The sequence below is a fragment of the Mycobacterium sp. genome (assembly GCF_029961025.1).
Taxonomy (GTDB): Bacteria; Actinomycetota; Actinomycetes; order Mycobacteriales; family Mycobacteriaceae; genus Mycobacterium.
Window position 1 is genome coordinate 372,275 of sequence record NZ_JASBVP010000007.1, and the last position, 21,316, is coordinate 393,590.

Sequence of the window (21,316 nt, forward strand, 5' to 3'; positions counted from 1 at the left end):
GCCGACGATTGCCCTACCAGAGCAAGTTACGGTACCGTAGGTTCGTCGAGGATGGTTGACTTCCGGGCCCATCGCAAGGAGCTTTGTCACGAACACGTTTCCCAGGAACATGAAAACGACCAAGGTGACTGCCAAGGTTACCGCCAACCTCGTCGACACCAAGCCGCCCACCGTCGTCGGCGCGGACCGCCATCCGGGATGGAACGTGCTGCGCAAGCTCGGCACCCGCATCACCACCCCGCTGTTGCCCGACGACTACCTGCATTTGCTCAATCCGCTATGGTCGGCGCGGGAGTTGCGGGGCCGCGTGCTGGAAGTCCGCCGCGAGACAGCCGATTCTGCAACTCTGGTCATCAAACCGGGATGGGGTTTTAGCTTCGACTACCAGCCGGGCCAGTACATCGGGATCGGCCTGCTGGTGGACGGGCGCTGGTGGTGGCGGTCGTATTCGCTGACGTCGAGTCCGGTGACCGCCGGTGCCCGCCGGCGATCGCGCACCGTGACCATCACGGTCAAAGCGATGCCGGAAGGGTTTCTGTCGGCGCATCTGGTGGGTGGGGTTGAACCCGGCACGATCGTGCGTCTGGCCGCCCCGCAGGGCAATTTCGTGCTGCCCGATCCGGCGCCGCCGGCGATCCTGTTCATCACCGCGGGATCCGGGATCACGCCGGTGATGTCGATGCTGCGGACGTTGGTGCGCCGTAACCAGATCACCGACATCGCGCACCTGCACTCGGTGCCTACCGCGGCGGATGTCATGTTTGCCGACGAACTGGGCGAACTGGCTCGCAGCCACCCCGGTTACCGGTTGCGGATCCGCACCACCCGCACCGAGGGCCGACTCGACCTTGCCCGGCTGTCCGACGAGGTGCCCGATTGGTCCGAACGCCAGACCTGGGCCTGCGGGCCGGAGGGCATGCTGCACCGGGCCGAGCAGGTCTGGTCGTCGGCGGGAATCGCCGAACGGCTCCACGTGGAGCGGTTTGCGGTGTCGCGGGCGGCCCCGGCCGGGGTGGGCGGCACGGTCACCTTTGCGCAAAGCGGCAAGAGCACGGCCGCCGATGCCGCGACGTCGCTGATGGACGCCGGTGAGCGGGCCGGTGTGCAGATGCCGTTCGGCTGCCGGATGGGTATCTGCCAGTCGTGCGTGGTTTCGCTGCTGGAGGGCCACGTGCGTGATCTGCGGACCGGTGTCGAACACGAGCCCGGCACCCGGATTCAGACCTGCGTCTCGGCCGCATCCGGCGATTGCGTGCTCGACATCTAACGATTACTCCCTGGTAACCTACGCTTTCGTAGGTTACGATAGCGTAGGTCAGTGACTACCGACCCGGAAGGCGACAGATGGCGATCACCGATGTGGACGAATACACGCGCCTGACCGACGCCGACATCGACAGCCTGGCCGCCGAGCTGGACGCGATCCGCCGCGACATCGAAGATTCCCGGGGCCAACGCGACGCCCGCTACATTCGCCGTACCATCGCCGCGCAGCGTGCGCTGGAGGTGACCGGGCGGGTGTTGTTGACCGCCGGCTCGCGGCGGCTGGCGTGGTGGGCGGGCGCCGTCACCCTGGGCGTGGCCAAGATCATCGAGAACATGGAGATCGGCCACAACGTCATGCACGGCCAGTGGGACTGGATGAACGACCCGGAGATTCACTCCTCGACCTGGGAGTGGGACAACCTCGGGGCATCCAAGCACTGGCGCTACAGCCATAACTTCGTGCACCACAAATACACCAACATCCTGGGCATGGACGACGACGTGGGCTACGGCCTGCTGCGGGTCACCCGTGATCAACGCTGGAAGCGACACCACCTGTTCAACCTACTGTTTAACACCATCCTGGCGATCGGCTTCGAGTGGGGAGTGGCGTTGCAGCACGTGGAGCTCGGCAAGGTTTTCAAGGGCCGGGCCGCCCCCGAGGACACCCGGGCCCGGTTGCGGTTGTTCGCACGCAAAGCCGGTCGCCAGCTGTTCAAGGACTATGTCGCCTTCCCGGCGCTCACCGGGCTCTCACCGGGCGCGACCTTCAAATCGACGCTGAAGGCCAACGCGCTGGCCAACGTGATCCGCAACGTATGGTCCAACGCCGTGATCTTCTGCGGGCATTTTCCCGACGGCGCCGAGAAATTCACCAAGACCGACATGGCCGGAGAGACCAAGGGCCGGTGGTATTTGCGGCAGATGCTGGGCAGTGCCAACTTCAACGCCGGGCCGGTGATGCGGTTCATGAGCGGCAACCTGTGCCATCAGATTGAGCACCACCTGTATCCCGATCTGCCCAGCAACCGGCTGGCCGAGATCTCGGTACGGGTGCGCGAGGTCTGCGACAAATACGATCTGCCCTACACCACGGGCCCGTTCTTGCTGCAGTACGCGAAGGCGTGGCGGACGATTGCCAAGCTGTCGCTGCCGGACAAATATCTGCGCGCCACTGCCGACGATGCGCCCGAGACCCGCAGCGAGCGGATGTTCGCCGAGTTGGAACCCGCTTTGGTGGCGGGCACCGATCCGGCAACCGGCCGCCGGCGTGGCCTTAAGACCGCGATCGCAACCGTGCGGGCCTGGCGACGCAACAAGCGGGCCAAGGCGGTTGATGCCACGCCACCGGGCAGCACGCGCCGGCCGTGCGGCCTAGCGGCTTAGGTGATCGCGGTCGGCCCACGCTACGTTTCCCGCAGCACGGCCAGCAGCCGCCGGGCGGCGGCCACCCGACGAGCTTGCGCCGGCGAGGTCAGGCGATCCAGGGCGCACTCGGGGTCGGCTGGCGGACCCAGGTGTCCGCAGCCGCGCGGGCAGTCCTCGATGGTCGTGGCCAGATCGGAAAACGCCAGGAGCACGTCGTCGGGCTTGATGTGCGCCAATCCGAACGAGCGCACGCCGGGGGTGTCGATCACCCAACCGGAATCGGGAAACGGCAGCGCCACCGACTGCGCCGACGTGTGCCGCCCCTTTCCGAACTCGGTGACCTCACCGACAGTTCGATCTGCCTGTGGCACAAGACGATTCACCAATGTCGATTTGCCCACTCCGGAATGTCCCAGCAACACGGTCACTTTCCCGGTCAACAAGGGAGCGACGGCATCAAGCGGGTCGTCGCGCCCTGCGGTGACGATGGTCAGATCCAGGCCGGTGAACTGCGCGGCGAACGGTTCCGGTGGGGCGAGGTCGGTCTTGGTCAGGCACAAGATCGGGGTCAGCCCGCCGGCGTAGGCGGCTATCAATGCCCGGTCCACCAGCCCGGTGCGCGGCGGCGGGTCGGCCAATGCCACCACGATCAGCAGCTGGTCCGCGTTGGCCACCACCACGCGCTCGGTGGGGTCGGTGTCATCGGCCGTGCGCCGCAACACCGTTCGCCGCGGCCCCCGACGGACAATGCGGGCCAGGGTGTGCGGACGCCCGGACAGGTCGCCGACCAGGTCGACGTCGTCGCCGACGACGATTGGCGTCCGGCCCAGCTCGCGAGCCCGCATCGCGGTCACCCGGCGCTGCGGATCCCCGTCGAGCACGCAGCCCCAGCGGCCCCGATCGACGCTGACCACCATGGCCGTTCTGGCGTTGGCATGGCGGGGGCGGGTCTTGGTCCGCGGCCGCGATCCTCTACCTGAGCGGATCTTGACGTCGGACTCGTCGTAGTCGCCGAGCCTCACCCGCCGGGCCCCTGACCCGCCATGTCCGCCCAGAGCCGCGGAAACTGGGGCAGTGTCTTGGCCGTGGTGGCGATGTCGTCCACCTCGACCCCGGCGACCCGAAGCCCGACGATCGCGCCGGCCATCGCCATCCGGTGATCGGCATACGAGTGCCAGACGCCCGGCCGCAGCGGTGTCGCGGTGATCACCAGACCGTCGGGTGTCTGCCGGCAGTCGCCGCCCAGCCGGTTGATCTCGGTGCTCAGCGCGGCCAGCCGGTCGGTCTCGTGGCCGCGCAAATGCGCGATCCCGGTGAGCCGTGACACCGACCCCGGGTCGGCCAGTGCCGCCAGCGCCGCCAGTGCCGGTGTCAGCTCACCGACATCGTGCAGGTCGGCGTCGAGGCCGCCGTAGCTCGCTGATCCGCGAAGTTCGAGGAACGAATCGGTGTGAATGACAACGGAGTTCAGCCGTCTCAGGAGACCCAGAACGGTATCGGTGGGTTGGGTGCTGCGCTGCGGCCAACCGGTGATGCGTACCGTGCCGCCGCTGACCACGGCGGCCGCCAGGAACGGAACGGTGTTGGACAGATCCGGTTCCACGGCCCAGTGCCGGGCCGCCACCGTGCCCGGCCGCACCGCCCAGCGATCGGGGACCGAGTCGTCGATGTCGACCCCGGCTTGGCGCAGCATGGCCACCGTCATCGCGATATGAGGTGCCGAGGGCAGTTCCGGACCGATGTGCCGCACGGTGAGCCCCTCGACGAATGCGGCCCCGCACAGCAGCAGGCCGGAGACGAACTGCGAGGACGCCGAGGCGTCGATTACCGCGGTGCCGCCGGGCACCGATCCGCGGCCGCGCACCCGAAACGGCAGACCCGCGCCATCGACGTCGACGCCGAGACCGCGCAACGCGTCCAGCAGCGGTGTGATCGGGCGGGCCCGGGCTTGCTCGTCACCGTCGAAGGCGACCGGCGCGGCACCCAGCGCGGCCAGCGGCGGGACAAAACGCAACACCGTGCCGGCCAGACCGCACTCGACGCGGGCGTTCGGGGGCACCGCGATTCGGCCGCGGACCAGCAGTTCGGATCCGGCCGCGTCGACCCGCAGACCCAGGGTGCGCAGCGCTGCGATCATCAGGTCGGTGTCGCGGCTGCGCAGGGCACCGCTGATGGTCGAGGGACCCTGACCCTGCGTGGCCGCCAACGCCGAGAGCACCAGCGCCCGGTTGGTCTGGGATTTCGAGCCGGGCACGGACAGGGTCGCGTGCACCGGTCCCGATGGGCACGGGGCCGTCCAGGTCGTCACTCGTCCATCATCGCTTGTCCTGAGATCATGGAGGGGTGTGCGGTCGATTTGCGGTGACCATCGACCCGGCGCAGCTGGCCGAGAAGATCACCGCGATTGACGAGGCCACCGGCCACGGGGTTGCCGGAGGCCCGAACTACAACGTGGCCCCGACGGCCACCATCGCGGTCGTGGTGAGCCGGCACGGCCAACCCGGCGATCAGCCGACCCGGCGCGTTCGGGCGATGCGGTGGGGGCTGGTGCCACCGTGGGCGAAGCCGGGTCCCGCCGGCGGGCTCGAGGGCCAGCGGCCGCAGCTGATCAACGCCCGCGCGGACAAGATCATTACCTCGCCCGCGTTCCGGTCGAGCGCTCAATCCAGGCGCTGCCTGGTTCCGATGGACGGCTTCTACGAGTGGCGTGTCGCAAATGACCTGCCCAGCGGTATGAAGCGGCGCAAGACGCCGTTTTACATCTACCGCGAGGACGGCGAGCCGCTGTTCGTGGCGGGCCTGTGGTCGGTGTGGCGGCCGGCCCCCGCCGCCCCCCCGTTGCTGAGCTGCGCCATTATCACCACCGGCGCGGTCGGTGAACTCGCCGGGATCCATGATCGAATGCCGTTGCTGGTGCCCGAGGGTGACTGGGATCGCTGGCTGGACCCCGACGCCCCACCGGATACCGAGCTGCTGGTCCGCCCGCCCGAAGTCAGCGGTGTCCGGATACGTGAGGTCGCCACGCTGGTCAACAACGTGCGCAACAACGGTCCCGAGTTGATCGAGCCGGTCGGCCCACGGCGCGAGTCGCCGACACTGCTGTAGCGGCAGCAGCGCGCCGGCGTGCGCGGAGGGCGACGGCGGGGGAAACCCGGTGTCCGTTGGGCGGCGGAGAAGGGCGCATTACGGCAGCATTACGGCCGGCATTACGGTCGGAGGTAGCCCGGAGGATTGACGGAGTCCACCCACAGGTCGACGACGAGCTCGGCGCCGGGCACCACGTCATATACCGACAAGTCGGTCACCCCCGACTCCAGCAGCACGTCCTCGCACAGCAGCGAGTTGCCGGTGAAGTCGCGGGCGGGCTTGTTGAGGATGACGTAGGCGGCGTCGGCGTACACCTCGGGTTTACGGGCTTTCGCCATCGCCTCATCGCCGCCCAGGAGGTTTCGCACCGCGGCGGTGGCGACCAGGGTGCGCGGCCACAAGGTGTTGGAGGCGATGCCGTCGGCGCGCATCTCCTCGGCGATCGCTAGCGCGCACAACGTCATCCCGAACTTGGCCATCAGGTACGCCGTGGGCCGGAGCCATTTGGGCTCCAGCCGCACCGGCGGGGAGAGCGTCAGGATGTGCGGGTTCTCCCGGCCTTTCAGGTGTGGAATGCACGCCCGCGACACCGCATAGGTGCCACGCACCTGAATGCCGTTCATCAGGTCGAAGCGCTTCAACGGTACTTCGGTAATGGAGCCAAGGTTGATCGCCGACGCGTTGTTGACGCAGATATCGATACCGCCGAACTGTTCGACGGTGCGCGCCACCGCGGAATCCACCGAGTCGGCGTCGCGGACGTCACCGACGATCGGCAGTGCCTGCCCGCCGGCCTCCTCGATCTCCCGGGCCGCGGTGTAGACGGTTCCCGGCAACTTTGGGTGTGGTTCGGCGGTCTTTGCGAGCAACGCGATATTGGCTCCGTCGCGCGCCACCCGCTTGGCGATGGCCAGGCCGATCCCACGGCTGGCACCCGAAATGAACATGGTCTTGCCGGAAAGCGACATGGCCGTCACCCTAGCGTTATGCCCGGTTGCACCGCCGGCGTGGCCCGGCGCCGGGTGAGGCCGGATACCGCGCCGGAAATAGCGGGCCGGTGTAGACGGTTGACTGAGGCGATCTGGCGTGCCTGCCCCGGGCCGCAGCAGACGGCCACGGTGGCGGCCTCTAGATTGGTGAGGAGGGAAGTCTGGTGTCGGCGGCGATGAGTCTGCTGGACGGGAAGCCGTTGACGCATTGCCTTGAGGGCCCGGTGTTGGCATCGGAGCCGTCCGGTGGCACTGCGGCGGAAGGGACTGTGTTACTCACCATGGCCGATGTCGATGGCGCGACTGGGCCCGAGGTGGCGGAGGGTCCGGAGCCCGCCGGCGCCGAGGAAACCGACGAACAGCTGACGGCGCGTTTCGAGCGTGACGCGATTCCGTTGCTGGACCAGCTCTACGGCGGCGCGTTGCGGATGACGCGCAATCCGGCCGACGCCGAAGATCTGCTTCAGGAGACCATGGTGAAGGCCTATGCGGGTTTCCGGTCCTTTAAGCAGGGCACCAACCTCAAGGCGTGGCTGTATCGGATTTTGACCAACACCTACATCAATAGCTACCGCAAGAAGCAGCGCCAACCACCGGAGTATCCGACCGAGGAGATCACCGATTGGCAGTTGGCGTCCACGGCCGAACACTCCTCCACCGGTTTGCGTTCGGCCGAAATCGAGGCCCTCGAGGCGTTGCCGGACACCGAGATCATTGAGGCGTTGCAGGCATTGCCGGAAGAGTTCCGCATGGCGGTCTATTACGCCGACGTCGAGGGCTTCCCGTACAAGGAGATCGCCGAGATCATGGATACGCCGATCGGGACGGTGATGTCGCGGCTGCACCGTGGCCGGCGCCAGTTGCGCGGCCTGTTGGCCAATGTGGCCAAGGAGCGGGGCTTCACCCGCGGGGGATCAAGCACCCGAGGAGGTGTCGCCATGACCGAGTTTTCGTGTGGGCGCAACCCCGCTGACCATCCGGGTCATGTCGGCGGCAGCGAATTCACCCTCGACTGCAGGCAGGTGATCGCCGAGATCTGGACCCTGCTGGACGGGGAATGCACACCCGACACCCGAAAGAAGCTGCGACAGCACTTGGAGGACTGCCCCGAATGCCTGCGGTACTACGGGCTTGAGGAGCGGATCAAGGCGCTGATCAGCAAGAAATGCAGCGGCGAGAAAGCCCCCGAACGGCTGCGCGAGCGGCTGCGGCTGGAGATCCGCCGGACCACCATAATTCGTGACCGGCAGCCCTTCTAATCCCTCAGCGCGGCCGTTGCTACGAAGCGTTGGGACGTTTGCCGTGGTTGGCCTTGCTGTACTTGCGGTCGCGTTTCTTGCGGCCACGCTTGGCCATGACTGCTCCTCCCTGCAGGACCTGACGCTACGTCAGTCTCTCACGGGAGTCTCTCACGAGGCCGGCGGTACCCGGGATCGACTACACCACCGGGCTGGTGGTCACCGACGTATTCGGGCTGAGGTAGCCCGGTGATGCGGGATTCTGTCCCGGCAACAGCGGGCCCTGCCCCGGCAGCGCCGGGGTTTGCCCCGGCAACAGCGGACCGGTAGAGCCGGGAGTCAAGGGATTGGCACCGGAGGCGGCGGGCATGAAGATCGGGCCGAGGCCGGGGAACACCTGATTGAGGAGAGAATCGAGCTCGCCGAAGATCGCGTTGGCGGCACTTACGCCCGCGGCGGGGTTCGGCGCGACGGGAGCGGGATCGTCGACGAGCACCGGCTGCTGGGGGGAGGCTCCGGCGACCCCGCTGCCGAGCCCGATCACGCCTAGTGCCGCCAATGCGAGCCCCGCACCGGCGGTCGCCCGGGCCAACGACCCCCGATTCTTAACGACCGTAAACATGTTCACGGACAAGGGAGACTCCTCTCACGCAAGCAACGAACGAAGAGTGCTTCACACACTTAAATCACTGTGGTAACGATTCTGCTCAGAAATCACAGCTGTAAGACGACACGATCACAAATCGGATTCTATAGATTCACTTACTAATCTTGGGGTTCGCTTATTCTGCTGCTAGTCGGGGCGACGTGTGGCTCTTCACAGTCCTGAGCCACGCCACCCGCAGCAGAGTCGATGCTCACCGATCAGCCGCCGATTGTGGTTCGATGGAGCGACAGAATTACCCAAGCATCGACTCGGGGATGAATGAGGTGATGATGGCTGAGGACGTCCGCGCGGAGATCGTGGCCAGTGTGCTCGAGGTCGTGGTCAACGAGGGCGACCGGATCGGGGAGGGTGACACTCTGGTGTTGCTGGAGTCGATGAAGATGGAAATACCCGTCATCGCCGAAGTCGCCGGCACGGTCAGCAAGGTGAATGTCTCGGTGGGCGATGTCATCCAGGCCGGCGACCTAATAGCGGTGATCAGTTAAGCCGTTGATTTTCTGTGCCGGCCGTCCGGGATCGGCCCGGAGGTAGCAGATGTCGACTCTGGGTGACCTGCTTGCTGAACACACCGTGCTGCCGGGGAATGCCGTCGACCACTTGCACGCCGTGGTCGGGGAGTGGCAGCTGCTGGCCGACTTTTCGTTCGCCGATTATTTGATGTGGGTTCGCCGCGATGATGGCGCGTTGGTCTGCGTAGCGCAATGCCGCCCCAACACCGCGGCTACCGTCCTGCTGACCGACGCGGTGGGCACGGTGGTTGCCGCTGACCGCCTGCCGCTGGTGGCAGCCGCGTTCGAATCGGGCACGATAGGAAGAGAAAATAATGCGGTCCAACACTTTTCGTGGCAGCAGAAAGGCCTGAACGTAGAAGCCGTGCCGGTGCGCTACGGCGAACGGGTAGTCGCGGTGCTGACACGTCAAACCGCTCTGACCGCGACCCGCAAATCCAGCCCGCTGGAAACCGCCTACCTGGACTGCGCCGCGGATCTGGTCCACATGCTGTCGGAGGGCACCTTTCCCAACGTGGGTGACGTCGCCATGGCACGATCCAGTCCCCGGGCCGGAGACGGCTTTATCCGCCTTAATGTAGACGGTGTCGTCTCCTATGCCAGCCCGAATGCGCTATCGGCCTACCACCGGATGGGCCTAACCTCGGAATTGGAGGGTCACAACCTTATTGAGGTCACCCGGCCGCTGATATCCGACCCGTTCGAGGCGCAGGAAATGGCCGAGCACGTGCGCGACTCACTTACCGGGGGGGCAAGCATGCGGATGGAGGTCGACGCCGGTGGTGCTACGGTGCTGCTGCGCACACTCCCGCTGGTGGTGCATGGCTCGGCGGCAGGTGCAGCGGTGCTGGTCCGTGATGTCACCGAGGTGAAGCGCCGCGATCGCGCGCTCATGTCGAAGGACGCCACGATCCGGGAAATTCATCACCGCGTCAAGAACAACCTGCAAACGGTGGCGGCGCTGTTGCGCCTGCAGGCGCGCCGGCTGACCAACGCCGAAGGACGGGAGGCATTACTGCAGTCGGTGCGCCGGGTGTCATCGATCGCCTTGGTGCACGACGCGCTGTCGACGTCGGTGGACGAGCAGGTGAACCTCGATGAGGTGATCGATCGGATCTTGCCGATCATGAACGACGTGGCGTGTGTGGACTCGCCGATCCGGATCAGTCGGGTCGGTGCGCTCGGTGTCCTGGACTCCGACCGCGCGACGGCACTGATGATGGTGATCGCCGAACTCGTGCAAAACGCCATCGAGCATGCGTTCAAGCCCGAGGCCGACCACGGGCAGGTGACGATCCGCGCGGAGCGCTCGGCACGTTGGCTGGACGTGGTGGTCCACGACAATGGGCGCGGCCTGCCTGAGGGCTTCAATCTGGAACGGTCCGATCGCTTGGGCCTGCAGATTGTCCGGACGCTGGTATCGGCCGAACTGGACGGCACACTGCACATGCAGGCCGCCCCTGCGGGCGGTACCGACGTGGTGTTGCGGGTTCCGATCGGCCGCCGCTCCAGGCCGACCCAATGACGGTGCAAAGGCGCATAGTGCGGCCCCGGCGACTGCCGGGGCCGCACTATGCGCAAATGCCGTGGTGAGGTCAGACTCCGCTGCGCGCCGTTGTCCGGACATTGCGACGCTTCAGTGCGCGCCGCTCGTCTTCACTCATTCCGCCCCAGACGCCGGAGTCCTGGCCCGTGTTCAGCGCCCAGGTGAGGCACTCTGTGGTCACCGGGCACCGGGCACAGACCAGTTTCGCTTCAGCGATCTGCGCGAGCGCCGGGCCGCTGTTTCCGACCGGGAAGAACAGCTCCGGATCCTCGTCGCGGCAGACCGCCCTGTGGCGCCAATCCATACGTCGTTACTCCTTACTATGTGCGCAGCACAGCGCACTGGCGTTTTCTTCGGCTGTTACCTGCACGAAAAAGGTTTCGCTACCGTTACGTGCGACCTGTTCGATCGTGTCACAGGCTCGACGGATGTCAATAGTGCACGTTAACACGTGGGAAATCTCACTTTGATGATTCGTTTCCGCAACCCGTACCCCGGTGCCCCAGGCTGAGCCCGCAGTTGCCCCCTGAGCCGGCCTAGTAGGTTCGATCACCGCAGCTCAGAACGGGTTTTCGTGGGTGGGGCGACCACCGCCAGGGCATTGGGAACCGCCCGGAACGTCATGGTTTCGCGCACGCCGAGGTAATCTCCGTCGAACTGGCTGGCGATCGGAGCCCCGGCCGAAGTGACCCGCAGGCAGGCCACATCATCGTCGCGGATGAGCTGTTTGGCCTGTAACTTGGGCCGCTTCGACAGCATCTGGCGGAGCAGCCGCAGCGTAGGGATCGCCTTCATGCTGGTGAGCGCGAACACTCCCAAACCCGTGTCGAAGCTGCAGCCCGGATTGGTCACCATCGGACGGTTGTTGCTGTAAGTCCACGGGCTGGTGTTGGACACCCAAACGAAGTGCACGCCCGGGATGGGCTCGCGATCAGGCAACTGCAGCGTCAGTCTCGGCTCGCGGCGCGCGTAGGCCATGGTGATGGGCACCGCCACCCGCCAGTAGCGCAACGGGGTGACCTTGACACCCTTATCGCGTTGCGCCTCGACCGCCGCCACCACCTCGGCGTCGACACCCATGCCGGCATTGAGCACGGCCCAGCGTTCGCCGCAGTCGATCAGCCCGATGCGCCGCCACTCCTGGCGGCGTTCGTAGGCGTCGAGAAGGCTAAGCAGCTGGTTGGTGGCGTCGATCGGGTCGGGCGGGATGCCCAGCGATCTGGCCAGAGCGTTCGCTGACCCGCCCGGCACTATCGCTACCGCCGGAACGTGGCCTCTCGGTAGCGGGCCGGGCGGGCCGAGCAGGCCGTTCACCACGTTGCTTACCGTGCCGTCACCGCCATGCACGACGACGAGATCGACTCCGTCCTTGGCGGCCGCACGCGCTATTTCCCCTCCGTGACCACGGTAGCCGGTGTGCTCGACGGTGAGTTCGAGGCGGCTTCGCAGCGCATGCGCGAGCAGGTCACGACCGGCCGGGGTGGTGGAGGTGGCGGTGGGGTTGACGATCAGCACGGCGCGCATGACGCCCGAGCTTAGGCCCGGCGACGATGCGGGTCGTGGAGCGACCCGGGGAGGAGCGGGCGGTTGGGGTGGGCCCGGCGACGATGCGGGTCGTGGAGCGACCCGGGGAGGAGCGGGCGGTTGGGGTGGGCCCGGCGACGATGCGGGTCGTGGAGCGACCCGGGGAGGAGCGGGCGGTTGGGGTGGGCCCGGCGACGATGCGGGTCGTGGAGCGACCCGGGGAGGAGGCTACGCTGGTGGCGTGATTGTTCCGGCCACGGTACGCGGGGCGGGACTGATCGTCGCGGTACAGGGCATGGCCGCACTGGGGGTCGCCGCGGCTCTGGTTGTGCGTGGCTTGGCCGGAGCCGACCAGCGCCTGGTCAACGGTTTCGGCACCGCGGTGTGGTTCGTTCTGGCCGGTGCCGGGGTATTTGCCGCCGGATGCGGGCTGTTGGCCGGCAAGCGTTGGGGACGTGGGCCGGCGGTTTTCACGCAGTTGCTTCTGCTGCCCGTCACCTGGCATCTCGCGGTGGACTCGCACCGGCCGGAGTTCGCGATCCCGGCGGGGATCATGGTGGTGGCGGTGTTGGCGTTGCTCTTCAGCCCGCCCGCAGTGCGCTGGGCGGCCAGCGGCGAGCAACACGATCTGGCCGGCTTCGCCAATCGCTCGCGGAGAGCCGAGCGCTGATTCGCCGATTCAGTTGCGCAGCGGCTGTGCTTGTTCATCCTCGGACTGCCCCAAACGTGCTGCGTGGATTTGTGTTTCGCTGATCACACGCCGATAGGTGCTGCGCTCGCTCAGCCTTCACCGAATCGCGCCGTCCGGCGGCAGTCATCGACGGGTGCGGTACGGCCTGGCTGATGTGTGCACCTCCTGCGCTACTCCCAGGGCGGTCAATATCGTCGCGAATTTCGTTGTTGTCTCGTCAATTTCCTCATCAGGGTCGGATTCGGCGACGATGCCGCCGCCGGCATGGGCGAGCGCGCTGCGGCGGTCGGCCGACAGTTGCGCGCAGCGGATGGATACTACCCACCGGCCATCTCCCCGCATGTCGCACCAGCCAACCGCTCCGGCGTAGAAACCACGGTCGCCTTCCAGCGCGGCGATGAGCCCGGACGCGGCATCCGCCGGGACACCGCCGACCGCCGGGGTCGGATGCAGTGCCAACGCCAGATCCATTGCGGTGGTGGAAGTGTCACGTAACAGACCGGTGATCGGTGTGCACAGATGCCACAGCGCCGCGGTGCGGCGCAATTGGGGCCTGGGCGCGATCGTCAGCCGGGTGCACAGTGGGCGCAGGACGTCATGCATGGCGTCCACGACCAGTTGGTGTTCGCGGCGATTCTTGGTCGACGCGGCCAAAGCGGCACCAATGGCGACATCAAGCTCAGGGTCGTCAGCGCGTGGCGCCGAACCGGCGAACGGCTGGCACGTCACCCGGTCGCCCTGGCGGGCGACCAGCAGCTCCGGACTGGCGCCGACCAGGGCGCTACCCGAATAGCCTGGGCCGGCCGCCGACAGGTCCACCAGATACCCGAAAGCGGCCGGATCGGTGGTGAGCAGCCGGCGCAAGATGATCCGGCCGTCCAACGGGCCGTCGGCGAGCAGCCGTAACGCGCGAGCGAGCACTACTTTACGCAACCCGGAATCGGTCGCCGCCAGCTGATCCCGTGCCTGGCAGATCCGGATGCGGTGCTGCTCGGGCGGGGGTAACGCCGCGGCGATACGCGTCGCCGGCAAGGGCGCGTCCGGCCAGTCAGGCGGCCCGCCGGTGCGCCGCACGGCGTCGGGCACCATCAACGCGACCGGTCTGGTCACGTCGAACGGTAACGCGCCCACCAGCATCGGCACCCTGGTAGACCGCAGCGCTGATTGGGCGGCGGTGACCTCGGAATAACAGGCCGTCACGCGGTCGGCGATCAGGGTCCCGTCTGGCCCGCACAGCGTGAACGGCGGTTCCACGGACCCCGCCCCCGTATCACCGGTCACCCTGGTGCAACCGGATCCGGGCAGCCGGCCAGCCCGAGCGCGACCAATTGATGCGCCCCATGCTCGAAACCACACACCGCGATCGACCCGGCCGCCATGCTGAAGCGCAGCCCCTCGGCCAGCGCCAGCTGGAGCCAGCGGGCGATCACCGCGCGGGAGAAATGGCCGTGGCCGACGAACACCACGTCGCGTGATCGCATGTGCCGCAACCCCACCCCGATGGCTTCATCGGCGCGATCGCGGACCTGGGCCACGCTTTCCCCGCCGGGGCACCCGTGCGTCCACACCAGCCAGTCGGGCACCGATTGCCGGACCTGCTCCGTGGTCAACCCCTCGTAGGAGCCGTAGTCCCATTCGGCAATCAGCTCGGTTACCTCGTCGACAAGCAGCCCGGCCAACTCGGCGGTGGCCAGCGCGCGCCGACGCGGGCTGCAGATCACCGTCGGGTTGTCGAGCTGCAACCGCTTCAGGATCCCGGCGGCCGCTTGGGCCCGTTTCCGCCCGGTGGCGGTCAACTCCAGCTCGGTGCGCCCGGTGTGCCGGCCGGACTGCGACCACTCGGTCTCTCCGTGCCGTAACAACACCAGCCGGTGGTTCTGCACGCCCATGCGGATCGATTGTGCCGCACCTTCGCTACTTGGCTCGCGGCAGGACGAGAAAGTGCCAGGATGTCGGTGTGACGAAGACCCGGATACTGGCGGTGGCCAACCAAAAGGGTGGGGTGGCCAAGACGACGACGGTGGCCTCGCTGGGTGCCGCGATGGTGGCGGAGGGCCAGCGGGTGCTGCTCGTCGACCTTGATCCGCAAGGCTGTCTGACGTTCTCGCTGGGACACGACCCGGACAAGCTGCCGGTATCGGTGCACGAAGTGCTGCTCGGCGAGGTCGAGCCGGCCGCGGTGCTGGTGACCACAGCGGAGGGCATGATTTTGCTCCCGGCCAACATCGACCTGGCCGGTGCGGAGGCGATGCTGCTGATGCGCGCCGGCCGCGAGTACGCGCTCAAACGCGCGCTGGACAAGCTGTCCGGGCAGTTCGACGTCGTCGTCATCGACTGCCCGCCCTCGCTGGGGGTGCTGACCCTCAACGGGTTGACGGCCGCCGACGAAGTGATCGTTCCGCTGCAGTGCGAGACCCTGGCGCACCGCGGCGTCGGCCAATTCCTGCGTACCGTCGCCGACGTGCAGCAGATCACCAACCCCCGCCTGCGGTTGCTGGGTGCGTTGCCCACGCTCTACGACTCTCGCACCACCCACACCCGCGACGTCCTGCTTGATGTCGCCGACCGCTACGACCTGCCGGTGCTGGCCCCGCCCATCCCGCGCACGGTGCGGTTCGCCGAGGCCACCGCGTCGGGGGCGTCGGTGCTGGCCGCCCGCAAGAACAAAGGCGCACAGGCCTACCGCGAGCTGGCGCTGGCGCTGCTCGAGCATTGGAAATCCGGCCGGTCGCTACCCACGTTCACCGTGCCGCTCTGACGTTCGGGTGACCCGTCGGCGGTGGTCCGCGCCGAGACCGCCCGGTAAAACCCGTTCAACCCAGAGCGACCACCACGGTGTCGCGTTGCTCGAACACCCGCGTCCCGGAGACGGCCGGGATCACCGCCGATTTGGCAGGCCCCCGGCTGACCGGCAGGTAGCGCTCATTGGCGCCACTGACCGGGTCGTAGACCCCCATGCCCCCGGTGACCGGGACCAGCAGCCGGCCCGCCATGATCGTGGCCGGTCCGATCGGGACGGCGGGCCCAGCCGCGGCAATGGTGTAGCGGTACGTCAGGCTCGCCGCGTCGAACACCATCACGGCATCGCCCGTCCACCAGCTCACCAGGTTGCCGGGCCGCGACACCGCCGTCGACGGCGCGGCCGGGTGCGGCAGCAGGGTGCTGGCGACCGTGGTGCCGGTCTCGTCGATCACCTCGACTCTGGGCGTCGGGGACGGCAGATATACCGCCGTGGTGGTGTCCGAGACGGTCAGCACGCGGGCATTGGAATCCGCGCCGATCCCCGGCTCCGGGACAACGCGTTGCTCGGGTTCGTCCTCTTCCTTGCCCGGGCGCAGCAGGACGAGCCGCAGACCGGTCTGCTGACCGCAGGCCTCAAGCACCGCGGCCGCTGACGAGCTGGCCGCCGCCGAGACCAGGGTGCATCCGCTGTGCAGCCCCCGCGCCGAGGGTTTCACCCGGGCGTCGGTCTCGCCGTAGGACAGCATCCGGACCATGTCCGAGCGCCACAGTTCCAGTCGAGTGTCGCCCACCGATAAAACCGTCGTCCCGTCGGAGCTGACGTGCACGTGGTCGTCGGCGTAGCCGGTGCGGGCCGGCCCGCGACGCCCGGTGGTCGCGTCGATGGTGCTCACCTGGCCGCAGCCACGGTCGTCCCGATACACCGCGACGGCGTAGCGATAAACCCAGGACACCGCGCACAAGTCGCTGTCACGCGAGTAGCTCCAGCGCACCTTGCCGGTGGCCGGATCGCGGCCGTCGACCTCCCGTCCCTCGCCGGTGACGACCGTGCCGCTCACCACCACGGGCCGAGCGGTGGCGGTGCTGGTGGCGGTCCAAAGCTGACGCAGCGCGTCCGGCACCGCCCGGGCCGGTACCGGCGGGGGTGGCAGTTGGGTGGCCGGCCGGCTGATGGTGGCCCGGGCGTCGCTGGTCCACCAGATCAGGGCCGCGACCGTGGCCACCACGACCGCGATCGCCACAGCGGCCGCCACATCGGCTGTGGTGCGGCGTTCGGGTCTGACCATGCCCCGCCCGGCAGCTCAGTTAGCGCCGGCGGCCAGTACTTCCGGCGGCGCTGCCCGGTGCGGGCGCCGGCGGCGACTGTGGCGCACGGCATCGGACTGCGGCTGCGGGGCGGCCTCGCCGGCGGTGCCGGCGTGGCCGGTCACGGGTTTGCCACCGCGGGTGCGCCGTCGCGACCGGACCCGGTTGCGGGGTCGGATGGTGCGCGACCGCCGGCGCTCGGGGTCGGGCTGGTGGCGGTCGACCGCAGAGGAGCCGGCCCCGCCGACGCTGCCGCCGGCATCGGCCGGAATGTTCAACTCGGTGTATAGATGCGGCGAGCTGGAGTAGGTCTCGGCCGGCACCGGGCAGCCCAGACCCAGTGCTTTGTCGATCATCGCCCAACGCTCCAGCTCGTCCCAGTCGACGAGGGTGACGGCGATCCCGGCGCGGCCGGCCCGGCCGGTGCGGCCGATGCGGTGCACGTAGTTGTGCTCGTCGTCCGGGCACTGGTAGTTGATGACGTGGGTGACCTCGTCGATGTCCAGACCGCGAGCGGCCACGTCGGTAGCGACCAGCACGTCGATCCTGCCGGTGCGAAACGCCGCCAGCGCCTTCTCCCGGGCCGCCTGTCCGAGATCACCGTGCACCGCGCCGGCCTTGAAGCCACGTTCGGCCAGCTCGTCTGCCACCTTCTGTGCGGTGCGCTTGGTACGAGTGAAAATCATGGTGGCGCCGCGGTCCCGGGCCTGCAGTATCCGGCTGACCAACTCCACCTTGTCCAGCGCGTGAGCGCGGTACACGAACTGTTCGGTGGCGTCATGCACGGCCGAGCTGTGCGGTGCCTCGGCGCGTATGTGGGTGGGCCGGCTCATGAATGTCCGCGCCAGCCTGATGACCGTATCCGGCATGGTCGCCGAGAACAGCATCGACTGCCGGTTGTCCGGGATCTGGCGCAAGAGGCGCTCGATGTCGGGTAGGAAACCCAGGTCGAGCATCTCGTCAGCTTCGTCGAGCACCAGCACCGACACCCCGCCCAGCCGCAGATGGCCCTGCTGGGCCAGGTCAAGCAGCCGGCCCGGGGTCCCCACCACCACGTCGGCACCGGCGCGCAGTCCGTTGATTTGCGGCTCGTAGGCACGCCCGCCATAAATGGCCACCACCGACGTTCGGCGGCCGTCGGGGGTGGTGAGGTACTTGGCCGCGGCCGCCAGGTCACCGGTCACCTGCAAGCACAGCTCGCGGGTGGGCACCACGACCAGGGCCCGTGGAATGCCGGTCAGCGGCTGCGCGCTGGCCGGCGCGGTAACGCGCTGAAGCAGCGGCACCCCGAACGCGAGGGTTTTACCCATGCCGGTGCGGGCCTGACCGATGACGTCCTCGCCGGCGAGCGCCAGCGGCAGTGTCAGCTCCTGAATGGCAAAGGGACGGTCAATGCCGTCGTCGGCGAGCGCGCGCACTATTTCGTCGCGGACCCCGAGTTCGGCAAACGTGGGATGAGTTGTCGTTGGAAGGTGGGTCATGCGCAGGCAATGGGCCTTTCGGTTTTCGGTTGGTCACGTCTCGTCGCGGTCCACGCGCGCACGAGCGGACTCCCGAAGACGTTGCCGAGTCGCGGGCCCTGCGCTGAATCAGGCGGGCCAACCGTGCACGCACATTTCGCATTAGCGGCCGTAACGAAACAGCCGCTACATCTCATAGTAGCGGGTCGGTCGCCGCGGTCCCGCTTCGCGCAGCGTACGCCGGCCAACGCGCCGACTAGAGTGTTGCCATGTCTTCGCTGTCGGGTGCCGATCGGGCGACCGATCCACCTGCGCCGCGCCTGCCCGCGGATCATCCCGGGGTCAACGAGCTGTTCGCGGTGCTGGCCTACGGCGAGGTGGCCGCGTTTTACCGACTTGCCGAGGAGGCGCGGATGGCACCGGACCTGCGGGGGCGGATTTCGATGGCGAGAATGGCGGCCGCCGAGATGGGGCACTACGAACTGTTACGCGAAGCCCTGGAGCGCCGCGGTGTCGACGTGATACCGGCGATGGCCAGGTACGCGTCGGTGCTCGACGACTACCACCGGCTGACCACGCCGAGCACCTGGCTGGAGGCTTTGGTGAAGACCTATGTCGGCGACGCCCTGGCCGCCGATTTCTACCTGGAGATCGCCGACGGGTTGCCCGACGAGGTCGCCGATGTGGTGCGGGCAGCGCTGGCGGAGACCGGGCACTCGCAATTCGTTATCGCCGAAGTGCGGGCCGCGGTGACGTCGAGCGCCAAGCAGCGCAGCCGGCTTGCGCTGTGGTCCCGACGCCTGCTCGGTGAGGCGGTCACCCAGGCCCAATACGTGCTGGCCCTGCACGACGAGCTGGCGGATCTGGTGCTGTCCGCCGCGGAAGGGCTGAGCCAACTGGGGGCGTTTTTCGACCGTCTCCAGCAAACCCACGACAGGCGAATGCGCGAACTGGGCCTGCGGTAACCCGCTGGTGCCGTCGCTCGCCCCGGGCGAGCCGGAAGGTCAGCGGGTGCAGGTTGCGATCATCGTATTGCCGGTGGACGCCACGATCGTCTGACCCTCGGCGTCGATGATCGCGCAGTTGAGCCGGGCGTACAGGCTGGTCGCGACGACGGAGCGGGTCTGTACCCCGGGGTCGAGGACCACGGTCTTTCGCCATGGCAGCGCCACGTTGAAGTCGGTGCGGGGCAGGCCCTGGGCGTCGGTGTAGATCACGGTCACCAAATCGAGGAGTTGTTTGGTCCCGGTCACCGTGTAGACGACGGCGCGCGGATTCACGGCAGGCGGTGCGGGCGGGCTGGCTGCCGGCGGTGGGGCGCTCGGTTCCGCGGTGGGGGTTTCGACGGGACCCGCGGTGGGCGTCGTGGAAGGCGGCGGTACCACGGTGGTAACCGTTTCGGGGGGGAGCACGGCGGTGGGCGCCGTTGTCGGGTTTGCCGGCCGCGGCACGGCGGTCACGGTTCGGCTCGGTGAGGGAACCACGGTGGCGGTAATTGACGCGCTGTCCCCCCCGTTGACGATGACGACGGTGGCGATGACGGCGAGCACCAGCACACCGCCGGCGATTGCGGCGACCGGGCGCCAGTGATGGCCGTCCGCCGCCGCGGACCCGTCGTCGGTGCGGGCCGCGTCATCGTCCGGGGAATCTTCGACGGCGATGCCGAGGTGGTTGGTGGTGCTGATGATGCTGATGATATCGATGGCTCTTGACCGTGCCTACGTGATGTCTGGGCGTGTCGGGCGATCGCTGCGGCAGTGGTGATGCCGGATTGCCGCCCCGGTGCTCCGGGCGGCCGGGTCCCATCTGCCGCGTGCGTCCACTAGCCTGCTGCTAAGACGGTGTTGTCTGAAGCTTTGTCTACAGGTGGACGGAAGGGACCGGCGTGGAGGTCAAGATCGGTATCACGGACAGCCCCCGCGAGCTGATATTCACGACGAGGCAAACACCCGATGAGGTCGAAGCATTGGTCACCGCCGCCCTGCGCAAGGACTCCGACGTGCTGAGCCTGTCCGACGAGAGAGGACGCCGGTTTTTGATCAACACCGCCAAGATCGCCTACGTCGAGATCGGTGTCGCCGACGTGCGCCGGGTGGGTTTCGGGATCGCGGTGGAGTCCGCCTAGCCCCGTCGAGCCCCCACCTGGCCCGACGACGATACGGGCCGTAACGCAGCCTGGGGAGGCGTGGGGCGGCCACCTTTTTAGGAACGGGTAAGCGTTAGGAACGGGTGAGCGGCACGTGTGAGAGCCCGCCCCAGGCGAACTGCACGGTGCCCTCCACGGCTTCTTCTTTGGAGATCGGACGATCGGCGTCCAGCCAGTACCTGGCGCAGTCTACGCTGATGCCCACTAGTCCGACCGCGATCATCCGCGCCCGATGGGGCTCCAGCCCGGAATCGGCACTGATCAGGTCGAACACCGCGTCGGTGCACGCCTCGGTGGCCACCCGCACCTGTGCCGCGACCTGTGGCTCGTTGACGTAGTCGTTTTCGAAGATGAGCCGGTACCCCTGGTTCTCATGCTCGATGAAGTCGAAGAACGCCTGCACCGCCGCGCGTAATCGTTGCCGGTTGTCGGTTGTGGTGCGCAACGCTTGGCGCACGCTGGACACCAGATTGTCCACATGCCGCTTCAGCACCGCCAAATACAGTTCCAGCTTACTTGAAAAGTGTTGGTACAGAACAGGTTTACTAACTCCAGCCCGCTCGGCGATTTCGTCCATGCCGGCCGCGTGGTAGCCGCGGTCGACGAAAACCTCGCTGGCGGCGACAAGCAGTTGGCTTCGGCGCTCGTCTCGGGGCAGTCGGTTGCCGCGTCGGTTGATGGCCGCGTTGTCCGATGACGCATCGCTGTCGGACGGTTTCCCGGCGCCCGGTGCCGCCGCGTTGGCGAGATCGCTCATCGAGTCCTCAATGTGAGTTGG

General features: G+C 67.5%; 24 protein-coding genes and 1 pseudogene. 13 read left to right on the top strand and 12 right to left on the bottom strand.

What is annotated here, in order from left to right:
- Positions 1-109: 109 nt before the first annotated feature.
- Positions 110-1,267, top strand: a complete 1,158-nt coding sequence (locus tag QJR12_RS11435; protein ID WP_300582095.1) for a ferredoxin reductase — start codon at positions 110-112, stop codon at positions 1,265-1,267.
- A gap of 77 nt (positions 1,268-1,344) precedes the next feature.
- Positions 1,345-2,652: a fatty acid desaturase gene (locus tag QJR12_RS11440; RefSeq protein WP_300582097.1), complete on the top strand. Its 1,308-nt coding sequence runs from the start codon at positions 1,345-1,347 to the stop codon at positions 2,650-2,652.
- 20 nt (positions 2,653-2,672) lie between these two features.
- Here the strand turns inward: QJR12_RS11440 and rsgA are convergent, their stop codons facing one another.
- Both rsgA and aroA read right to left on the bottom strand, forming a co-directional pair.
- Entirely contained in the window at positions 2,673-3,656 is a 984-nt protein-coding gene (rsgA, locus tag QJR12_RS11445; RefSeq protein ID WP_300582099.1) for a ribosome small subunit-dependent GTPase A, read from the bottom strand.
- The gene (gene aroA, locus QJR12_RS11450) at positions 3,653-4,942 is read right to left on the bottom strand and encodes a 3-phosphoshikimate 1-carboxyvinyltransferase (RefSeq protein ID WP_300582102.1); all 1,290 of its coding nucleotides are present in this window, start codon (positions 4,940-4,942) and stop codon (positions 3,653-3,655) included. The genes rsgA and aroA overlap by 4 nt, the downstream gene beginning before the upstream one ends.
- 35 nt (positions 4,943-4,977) lie before the next feature.
- On the opposite strand from aroA, the gene QJR12_RS11455 reads away from it, so the two are divergent.
- Positions 4,978-5,739 (top strand): SOS response-associated peptidase, encoded by a 762-nt coding sequence (locus tag QJR12_RS11455; protein ID WP_300582105.1) that lies wholly within the window; start codon positions 4,978-4,980, stop codon positions 5,737-5,739.
- A 101-nt stretch (positions 5,740-5,840) separates the two neighbouring features.
- On the opposite strand, the gene QJR12_RS11460 is transcribed toward QJR12_RS11455, so the two are convergent.
- On the bottom strand, positions 5,841-6,689 hold the full coding sequence (locus QJR12_RS11460; RefSeq protein ID WP_300582108.1) for an NAD(P)-dependent oxidoreductase: 849 nt from the start codon (positions 6,687-6,689) through the stop codon (positions 5,841-5,843).
- A 302-nt stretch (positions 6,690-6,991) separates the two neighbouring features.
- Between QJR12_RS11460 and QJR12_RS11465 the strand changes: the two are divergent.
- Both QJR12_RS11465 and rsrA read left to right on the top strand, forming a co-directional pair.
- A pseudogene (locus QJR12_RS11465) lies at positions 6,992-7,652 on the top strand (sigma-70 family RNA polymerase sigma factor).
- Positions 7,649-7,969 (top strand): mycothiol system anti-sigma-R factor, encoded by a 321-nt coding sequence (rsrA, locus tag QJR12_RS11470; protein WP_300582111.1) that lies wholly within the window; start codon positions 7,649-7,651, stop codon positions 7,967-7,969. Before QJR12_RS11465 ends, rsrA begins: the two are co-directional and overlap by 4 nt.
- 178 nt (positions 7,970-8,147) lie before the next feature.
- Here the strand turns inward: rsrA and QJR12_RS11475 are convergent, their stop codons facing one another.
- Positions 8,148-8,576, bottom strand: coding sequence for a hypothetical protein (locus QJR12_RS11475; protein ID WP_300582113.1), 429 nt, complete (start codon positions 8,574-8,576; stop codon positions 8,148-8,150).
- Between the two features lie 308 nt (positions 8,577-8,884).
- Here QJR12_RS11475 and QJR12_RS11480 point away from each other — a divergent pair, with 308 nt between their 5' ends.
- Both QJR12_RS11480 and QJR12_RS11485 read left to right on the top strand, forming a co-directional pair.
- Positions 8,885-9,100 carry a biotin/lipoyl-binding carrier protein gene (locus QJR12_RS11480; RefSeq protein ID WP_300582455.1) on the top strand — a complete coding sequence of 72 codons (216 nt, stop codon included), beginning with the start codon at positions 8,885-8,887 and terminating at the stop codon, positions 9,098-9,100.
- Positions 9,101-9,149: 49 nt separating this feature from the next.
- Entirely contained in the window at positions 9,150-10,649 is a 1,500-nt protein-coding gene (locus QJR12_RS11485) for a sensor histidine kinase (protein ID WP_300582116.1), read from the top strand.
- Between the two features lie 70 nt (positions 10,650-10,719).
- Here the strand turns inward: QJR12_RS11485 and QJR12_RS11490 are convergent, their stop codons facing one another.
- Both QJR12_RS11490 and QJR12_RS11495 read right to left on the bottom strand, forming a co-directional pair.
- The gene (locus QJR12_RS11490; RefSeq protein ID WP_300582117.1) at positions 10,720-10,974 is read right to left on the bottom strand and encodes a WhiB family transcriptional regulator; all 255 of its coding nucleotides are present in this window, start codon (positions 10,972-10,974) and stop codon (positions 10,720-10,722) included.
- Positions 10,975-11,219: 245 nt separating this feature from the next.
- Entirely contained in the window at positions 11,220-12,194 is a 975-nt protein-coding gene (locus QJR12_RS11495; protein ID WP_300582120.1) for a diacylglycerol kinase family protein, read from the bottom strand.
- 35 nt (positions 12,195-12,229) lie between these two features.
- Between QJR12_RS11495 and QJR12_RS11500 the strand changes: the two genes are divergently transcribed.
- Positions 12,230-12,439: a hypothetical protein gene (locus QJR12_RS11500; RefSeq protein ID WP_300582123.1), complete on the top strand. Its 210-nt coding sequence runs from the start codon at positions 12,230-12,232 to the stop codon at positions 12,437-12,439.
- Between the two features lie 50 nt (positions 12,440-12,489).
- Positions 12,490-12,864 carry a hypothetical protein gene (locus QJR12_RS11505; RefSeq protein ID WP_300582458.1) on the top strand — a complete coding sequence of 125 codons (375 nt, stop codon included), beginning with the start codon at positions 12,490-12,492 and terminating at the stop codon, positions 12,862-12,864.
- Positions 12,865-13,008: 144 nt separating this feature from the next.
- Here QJR12_RS11505 and QJR12_RS11510 read toward each other — a convergent pair whose 3' ends face one another.
- Complete coding sequence (locus QJR12_RS11510; RefSeq protein WP_300582126.1) at positions 13,009-14,166, bottom strand: isochorismate synthase; 1,158 nt, start codon at positions 14,164-14,166, stop codon at positions 13,009-13,011.
- Positions 14,163-14,774 (bottom strand): acid phosphatase, encoded by a 612-nt coding sequence (locus QJR12_RS11515; protein ID WP_300582128.1) that lies wholly within the window; start codon positions 14,772-14,774, stop codon positions 14,163-14,165. The genes QJR12_RS11510 and QJR12_RS11515 overlap by 4 nt, the downstream gene beginning before the upstream one ends.
- Before the next feature lie 68 nt (positions 14,775-14,842).
- On the opposite strand from QJR12_RS11515, the gene QJR12_RS11520 reads away from it, so the two are divergent.
- Positions 14,843-15,643 (top strand): ParA family protein, encoded by an 801-nt coding sequence (locus QJR12_RS11520; RefSeq protein WP_300582131.1) that lies wholly within the window; start codon positions 14,843-14,845, stop codon positions 15,641-15,643.
- 55 nt (positions 15,644-15,698) lie between these two features.
- Here the strand turns inward: QJR12_RS11520 and QJR12_RS11525 are convergent, their stop codons facing one another.
- Positions 15,699-16,913, bottom strand: a complete 1,215-nt coding sequence (locus QJR12_RS11525) for a PQQ-binding-like beta-propeller repeat protein (RefSeq protein ID WP_300582134.1) — start codon at positions 16,911-16,913, stop codon at positions 15,699-15,701.
- Between the two features lie 15 nt (positions 16,914-16,928).
- Positions 16,929-18,413 (bottom strand): DEAD/DEAH box helicase, encoded by a 1,485-nt coding sequence (locus tag QJR12_RS11530; protein WP_300582136.1) that lies wholly within the window; start codon positions 18,411-18,413, stop codon positions 16,929-16,931.
- A gap of 248 nt (positions 18,414-18,661) precedes the next feature.
- On the opposite strand from QJR12_RS11530, the gene QJR12_RS11535 reads away from it, so the two are divergent.
- Positions 18,662-19,357, top strand: coding sequence for a ferritin-like fold-containing protein (locus QJR12_RS11535; protein WP_300582139.1), 696 nt, complete (start codon positions 18,662-18,664; stop codon positions 19,355-19,357).
- A 39-nt stretch (positions 19,358-19,396) separates the two neighbouring features.
- On the opposite strand, the gene QJR12_RS11540 is transcribed toward QJR12_RS11535, so the two are convergent.
- Positions 19,397-19,645 (bottom strand): hypothetical protein, encoded by a 249-nt coding sequence (locus tag QJR12_RS11540; RefSeq protein ID WP_300582141.1) that lies wholly within the window; start codon positions 19,643-19,645, stop codon positions 19,397-19,399.
- A 79-nt stretch (positions 19,646-19,724) separates the two neighbouring features.
- Here QJR12_RS11540 and QJR12_RS11545 point away from each other — a divergent pair, with 79 nt between their 5' ends.
- Positions 19,725-19,982 carry a hypothetical protein gene (locus tag QJR12_RS11545; RefSeq protein ID WP_300582144.1) on the top strand — a complete coding sequence of 86 codons (258 nt, stop codon included), beginning with the start codon at positions 19,725-19,727 and terminating at the stop codon, positions 19,980-19,982.
- Positions 19,983-20,277: 295 nt separating this feature from the next.
- Positions 20,278-20,517, top strand: a complete 240-nt coding sequence (locus QJR12_RS11550; RefSeq protein WP_300582147.1) for a DUF3107 domain-containing protein — start codon at positions 20,278-20,280, stop codon at positions 20,515-20,517.
- Between the two features lie 94 nt (positions 20,518-20,611).
- On the opposite strand, the gene QJR12_RS11555 is transcribed toward QJR12_RS11550, so the two are convergent.
- Positions 20,612-21,295, bottom strand: a complete 684-nt coding sequence (locus tag QJR12_RS11555) for a TetR/AcrR family transcriptional regulator (protein WP_300582150.1) — start codon at positions 21,293-21,295, stop codon at positions 20,612-20,614.
- Positions 21,296-21,316 lie beyond the last annotated feature (21 nt).

Coding starts and splice junctions, on each gene's coding strand:
- QJR12_RS11435 (WP_300582095.1), top strand. CDS start 110: ATGAAAACGACCAAGGTGACTGCCAAGGTTACCGCCAACCTCGTCGAC.
- QJR12_RS11440 (WP_300582097.1), top strand. CDS start 1,345: ATGGCGATCACCGATGTGGACGAATACACGCGCCTGACCGACGCCGAC.
- QJR12_RS11460 (WP_300582108.1), bottom strand. CDS start 6,689: ATGTCGCTTTCCGGCAAGACCATGTTCATTTCGGGTGCCAGCCGTGGG.
- rsrA (WP_300582111.1), top strand. CDS start 7,649: ATGACCGAGTTTTCGTGTGGGCGCAACCCCGCTGACCATCCGGGTCAT.
- QJR12_RS11480 (WP_300582455.1), top strand. CDS start 8,885: ATGGCTGAGGACGTCCGCGCGGAGATCGTGGCCAGTGTGCTCGAGGTC.
- QJR12_RS11485 (WP_300582116.1), top strand. CDS start 9,150: ATGTCGACTCTGGGTGACCTGCTTGCTGAACACACCGTGCTGCCGGGG.
- QJR12_RS11490 (WP_300582117.1), bottom strand. CDS start 10,974: ATGGATTGGCGCCACAGGGCGGTCTGCCGCGACGAGGATCCGGAGCTG.
- QJR12_RS11495 (WP_300582120.1), bottom strand. CDS start 12,194: ATGCGCGCCGTGCTGATCGTCAACCCCACCGCCACCTCCACCACCCCG.
- QJR12_RS11505 (WP_300582458.1), top strand. CDS start 12,490: ATGGCCGCACTGGGGGTCGCCGCGGCTCTGGTTGTGCGTGGCTTGGCC.
- QJR12_RS11515 (WP_300582128.1), bottom strand. CDS start 14,774: ATGGGCGTGCAGAACCACCGGCTGGTGTTGTTACGGCACGGAGAGACC.
- QJR12_RS11525 (WP_300582134.1), bottom strand. CDS start 16,913: ATGGTCAGACCCGAACGCCGCACCACAGCCGATGTGGCGGCCGCTGTG.
- QJR12_RS11530 (WP_300582136.1), bottom strand. CDS start 18,413: ATGACCCACCTTCCAACGACAACTCATCCCACGTTTGCCGAACTCGGG.
- QJR12_RS11535 (WP_300582139.1), top strand. CDS start 18,662: ATGTCTTCGCTGTCGGGTGCCGATCGGGCGACCGATCCACCTGCGCCG.
- QJR12_RS11555 (WP_300582150.1), bottom strand. CDS start 21,295: ATGAGCGATCTCGCCAACGCGGCGGCACCGGGCGCCGGGAAACCGTCC.